Origin of the sequence: Pinirhizobacter sp. (assembly GCF_035317885.1) — a bacterium.
In the GTDB taxonomy this organism is placed as follows: domain Bacteria; phylum Pseudomonadota; class Gammaproteobacteria; order Xanthomonadales; family Rhodanobacteraceae; genus Pinirhizobacter.
Genome location: NZ_DATHFX010000149.1, coordinates 1 through 4,305 on the forward strand (window position 1 = coordinate 1; position 4,305 = coordinate 4,305).

The following is a 4,305-nucleotide window of genomic DNA, read 5'->3' on the forward strand; positions in this document are numbered from 1 at the left end:
ACCTGCGGCGCTGGCTTAGCGAAACGCCTGTGTTCATGCGCATGCGCGAACGCCGCGAACTGAGCCCCGAGCTGCCGGTCAAGGCCGTGCTCAAGCGTTACCTTCCCGGTGTGGCGCTGTCGATGCTGGTGACTTGGGTGCTTACTGCGGCGATCGTGGTAGTGATCCTTCTTACCCCGACCATCGTGCAAACAGCCTTCAAGGTGCCGGCGCCTCTGGCCTTCACCGGTGCAAGCCTGGCGGCGCTGGGATTGACCTTCGGTTGCATTGGCGGCGGCCTGCTGGTGGATGCCGTCGGGCGCGGCCTTGCCATGCTGCTCGGATCGGTCTGCCTGGGTGCGGCCACCTATGCGTTGTACTTCGACCTCACCACGGGCGGCGCGCATTTCCTGGCGCTGTACACCCTGGCGGGGTTCTTCGCCGGCATTTCCGGCATCGTGCCATCGGTACTGGTGTTGGCGTTCCCGCCCAACGTGCGGTTCTCGGGTATCTCGCTGTCGTACAACGTGGCCTATGCCATCCTGGCCGCGGTGACGCCACCGCTGGTGGGTTACATGGCCAAGTCGGTGGGCGGCCTGGCTCCGGCGCACTATGTGGGCGGGGTGGCGGTGATCGGCATGCTGTGCGGCGTGTACCTGATGGCCATGCGGCGCCGGCTCGGCCGATGAACACGCCGCTTCTTCAAGCCATCCATCACGTGGCGATCATCGCGGGCAACTACGAACGCTCGAAGGATTTCTATACCCGCGTGCTGGGCCTGCGTGTCATCGCCGAGGCCTACCGTGCCGAACGCGATTCGTGGAAGCTGGATCTGGAAGTATCGCCCGGTGTGCAGATCGAGCTGTTTTCCTTCCCGGATGCACCTGCGCGCGTATCCCGTCCCGAGGCCCGTGGCCTGCGTCACCTGGCCTTCGCCGTGCCCGACATCGACCCGGTGGTAGCGGTGCTCGCCGAGCGCGGCGTTACCTGCGAGCCCATCCGCGTGGATGAATACACCGGCCGCCGTTTCACCTTCTTCGCCGACCCCGACGGCCTGCCACTGGAACTGTACGAGGATTAGAACTCCAGCTCCTGGGCGGCGCACAGGTAATCCACCATGGGCGCCACTTTCTTGAAGTTGTCCACGAGGTAGGGCAGCAGCTCGGCCGAGCACGCCAGGTCCTCGCTGAAATTCTCACCGGCAGCGAAATTCTTCCGCCGAAGGTCGTCGATCAGCGCGTGGTCGGCGGGAAAGCCTCGCGGTGGCCGCGACAGGCTTTCGCCCCAGAACTCGAAGCGGGAGGCGAAGACCTTGCTGCGCGTGGCCGCGATCCATGCCTTGGGATTGTCGTCCAGGAATGTACGGATCCTCTTCAGGACATCCGGCTCCGGGTGCCACATGCCGCCGCCGGCGAAGCATTCGCCGGGCTGAAGATGCATGTAGAACGCCGGTGCCTGGATCTCATGGCGCCGCTCGTGGAAGAAGCGCGCACCGGCCCAGGTCTTGTAGGGCGTCTTGTCGCCGGCGAAGCGCGTGTCGCGATGCATGCGGAACAACGAACCGCCCACCTTGCGCGGATCGGCGCGGTAATGCGTGCTTATCTTCGCCAGCGGCGCGGCAAGGTCGGTGATCAGGTCCAGGTATGGACCGCGCACGTGATTTTCGTAATCGTCCTTGTGCGCGTGGAACCAATCGCGGCTGTTGTTGCGGCCAATGGCCTTGAAGAAGCGGAAAGTGGCGGGGCTGAAATAGGCGCGTGGCATCAGGCAAGCTCGTCGGCCCAGGCCTCGAGGCGATCGAGCAGGGCGTGTTGGTCGGGGGAAAGTTCCGGGCGCAGGCGCTGCGCGGCGATTTCCGCGCGGTACTGCGCCAGGGTCAGGGTGGTCAGCTCGCCTTCGTTGTGCAGCCGAGCCTGGCGGAAGGCTTCCCAGCGCTCATGTTCGGCCAGGTCAAGTGTGTGTAGCCAGTTGCGAGCGCGATAGCGGAACAGCAGCTCCGCATAACGCGGGTCGCGAAAAGTGAAGCCCGCGCTACCCAGCATCTCGGGCGGCGTGGCGCGCACCTGGCCCAGCAGGCGTTTGTCGGCGTCGGGCAGGAAGCCATCGTAGATCGCAAGTTCCGGATCGGTCGCCGGTGGCAGGTTGGCGGCGCTGGCAAAGATACGGCGCAGTTTCTCCGCAAGGCCGGCGTGGGCGCGCAGTCGTTCCAGGTTGGCGTGGGCTGCGTCCATCTGCAACCCAAGGCGTTCGATATCTGGCCCGGTAAGTACCGACAGCGGTGCCAACGCGGGTGAACGGTTGGCGCGCACCGTGCGCAGCGCCACGCGCTCGATGCCCTCGGGAAGATCGGCCCGCGCGGTGAACATCCGCTCGGCGATGGCGTCTTCGTCCAGCTCGAACAGCGGCGTGGGGTCGTCGTTGAGGTCAAAGACGATCGTCTCGCCGTTGCGGGTGGGATGCATGGCCAGGGGCGCCACGACAGCCAGGCAATGCCTCGACGCCGGGTAGCGCGAGGACACATGCACCACCGGCGTCATGCGGACCACATCCAGGAGGTCCTGCACCCGCGCCTTGCGCCGCAGGCCCAGGTACCAGTCCCACAACCGCGGCTGTTTTTCGCGTATCAGCCGTGCCAGGCCGATCAACGCCTCGACGTCCGATAGCGCATCGTGGGCGCGCTCCTGCTTCAGTGAGTTGGCGCGGGAGAGGTCTTCCAGGCGGAAACTCACGCTGCCATCCTCGCGGCGCGGCCACTGGATGCCTTCGGGCCGGAGCGCATGGCACATGCGCACCAGGTCGATCAGGTCCCAGCGGGAATTGCCGTTCTCCCATTCGCGGCCATAGGGCTCGAAGAAATTCCGGTACAGCAGGTTGCGGGTGAACTCATCGTCGAAGCGCAGCGAGTTGTAGCCCACGCCACAGGTTCCGGGCGAAGCCAGCTGCTCGTGCACGAGGGCTGCGAATTCGGCCTCGGCGACGCCGTCACGCTCGGCATCCTGCGGCGCGATGCCGGTGATCAGGCAGGCCACCGGGTGCGGCGGGGAGTCGCGCGGGGGCTTGCCGAAGAACATCACCGGCTCGCCAAGCGGCTCCAGTTCCATCGTGGTACGGATCCCGGCGAACTGCGAGGGGCGGTCGCGGCGGGGATCGGCGCCGAAGGTCTCGTAGTCGTGCCAGAAGAAGGTCGGGTCGGCCATCTTCACATCATCGCACGGCCCTTTGGCTTTCCAAGCCGCCCCGCGGTCCCTAGACTTCCCGCCAGACTAGGAGACACCATGGCCCAGGCCCACGAAGACAATCTGATCTGGATCGACCTGGAAATGACCGGGCTCGATACCGACGAGGACTCCATCCTCGAGATCGCCACCATCGTCACCGATCGTGAGCTCAACATCCTGGCCGAGGGGCCGGTCTACGCCATAGCCCACGAGGAATGGCGCCTGCAGGCCATGGATACGTGGAACCGCAACCAACACACGCGTTCGGGCCTGTGGGACCAGGTCGTGGCTTCCCAGGCCACCCATGCGGTGGCCGAGGAAGCCACGCTCGCCTTCTTGCGCGACTGGGTGCCCAGCGGCAAGTCGCCGATGTGCGGGAACTCCATCTGCCAGGACCGCCGTTTCATGCACCGGCAGATGCCACGGCTGGAGCGCTTCTTCCACTACCGCAACCTGGATGTTTCCACCTTGAAGGAACTGGCGCGCCGCTGGGCGCCTTCAGTGGCCAAGGGTCTTGCCAAGGATTCCGCGCACACCGCGCTGTCTGACATCCGCGATTCCATCGATGAACTGCGCTACTACCGTAGCTTCATGGGCGAGCTCGGTGGCAAGGGCCCAAGCCAATGATCGACGCCATGTTCGCCACCACGCTGGACTGCAACGGGCGCGCGCTGGTGCTTGATCGCGCGCGCGTGGTGGGTATCGTCAATGTCACACCCGATTCGTTCTCCGACGGCGGCGCCCATGCCGATACCGCATCGGCCGTGGCGCATGGCGTGCGGCTGGCGGAAGAGGGCGCCGACATGCTCGACGTGGGCGGTGAGTCCACGCGTCCGGGCGCGGCGGATATTTCCGTCGAGGAAGAACTGGCACGGGTGATCCCGGTGATCGAGGGCCTGGTGGCAGCCACGCGGCTACCCATTTCGGTGGATACCTCCAAGCCCGAAGTCATGCGCGCTGCGGTGGCCGCGGGTGCGGGCATGATCAACGATGTCTACGCCCTGCGCCGCGAAGGGGCGTTGGATGCCGCTGCGGAGTTGCGCGTGCCGGTGTGCCTGATGCACATGCTGGGCGAGCCCCGCATGATGCAGGACAACCCACGCTACGA

The 4,305-nt window shown here is 65.6% G+C and carries 6 protein-coding genes; 4 read left to right on the forward strand and 2 right to left on the reverse strand.

Annotated features, from left to right (window positions below; all coding sequences use genetic code 11):
* Together VK519_RS04575 and gloA2 are read left to right on the forward strand one after the other, a co-directional pair.
* Positions 1-668, forward strand: a 668-nt coding sequence (locus VK519_RS04575; protein ID WP_524538978.1) for an MFS transporter, incomplete at its 5' end; no start/stop codon positions are given.
* Complete coding sequence (gene gloA2, locus VK519_RS04580; RefSeq protein WP_324347951.1) at positions 665-1,060, forward strand: SMU1112c/YaeR family gloxylase I-like metalloprotein; 396 nt, start codon at positions 665-667, stop codon at positions 1,058-1,060. The genes VK519_RS04575 and gloA2, both read left to right, overlap by 4 nt.
* Here the strand turns inward: gloA2 and VK519_RS04585 are convergent.
* Positions 1,057-1,743, reverse strand: coding sequence for a DUF2461 domain-containing protein (locus VK519_RS04585; RefSeq protein WP_324347952.1), 687 nt, complete (start codon positions 1,741-1,743; stop codon positions 1,057-1,059). The genes gloA2 and VK519_RS04585 overlap by 4 nt on opposite strands.
* A complete protein-coding gene (gene sbcB, locus VK519_RS04590) occupies positions 1,743-3,176 on the reverse strand; it encodes an exodeoxyribonuclease I (RefSeq protein WP_324347953.1) in 1,434 nt (477 codons plus the stop codon). Before sbcB ends, VK519_RS04585 begins: the two co-directional genes overlap by 1 nt.
* A 78-nt stretch (positions 3,177-3,254) precedes the next feature.
* On the opposite strand from sbcB, the gene orn reads away from it, so the two are divergent.
* Positions 3,255-3,824, forward strand: a complete 570-nt coding sequence (gene orn / locus VK519_RS04595; RefSeq protein WP_324347954.1) for an oligoribonuclease — start codon at positions 3,255-3,257, stop codon at positions 3,822-3,824.
* Positions 3,825-3,832: 8 nt separating this feature from the next.
* On the forward strand, positions 3,833-4,305 hold a 473-nt coding region (gene folP, locus VK519_RS04600; protein ID WP_324347955.1), incomplete at its 3' end, for a dihydropteroate synthase.

Bases quoted from the DNA above. Each gene is read 5' to 3' on its own strand.
- orn (WP_324347954.1), top strand. From the start codon at position 3,255: ATGGCCCAGGCCCACGAAGACAATCTGATCTGGATCGACCTGGAAATG.
- VK519_RS04585 (WP_324347952.1), bottom strand. From the start codon at position 1,743: ATGCCACGCGCCTATTTCAGCCCCGCCACTTTCCGCTTCTTCAAGGCC.
- gloA2 (WP_324347951.1), top strand. From the start codon at position 665: ATGAACACGCCGCTTCTTCAAGCCATCCATCACGTGGCGATCATCGCG.
- sbcB (WP_324347953.1), bottom strand. From the start codon at position 3,176: ATGGCCGACCCGACCTTCTTCTGGCACGACTACGAGACCTTCGGCGCC.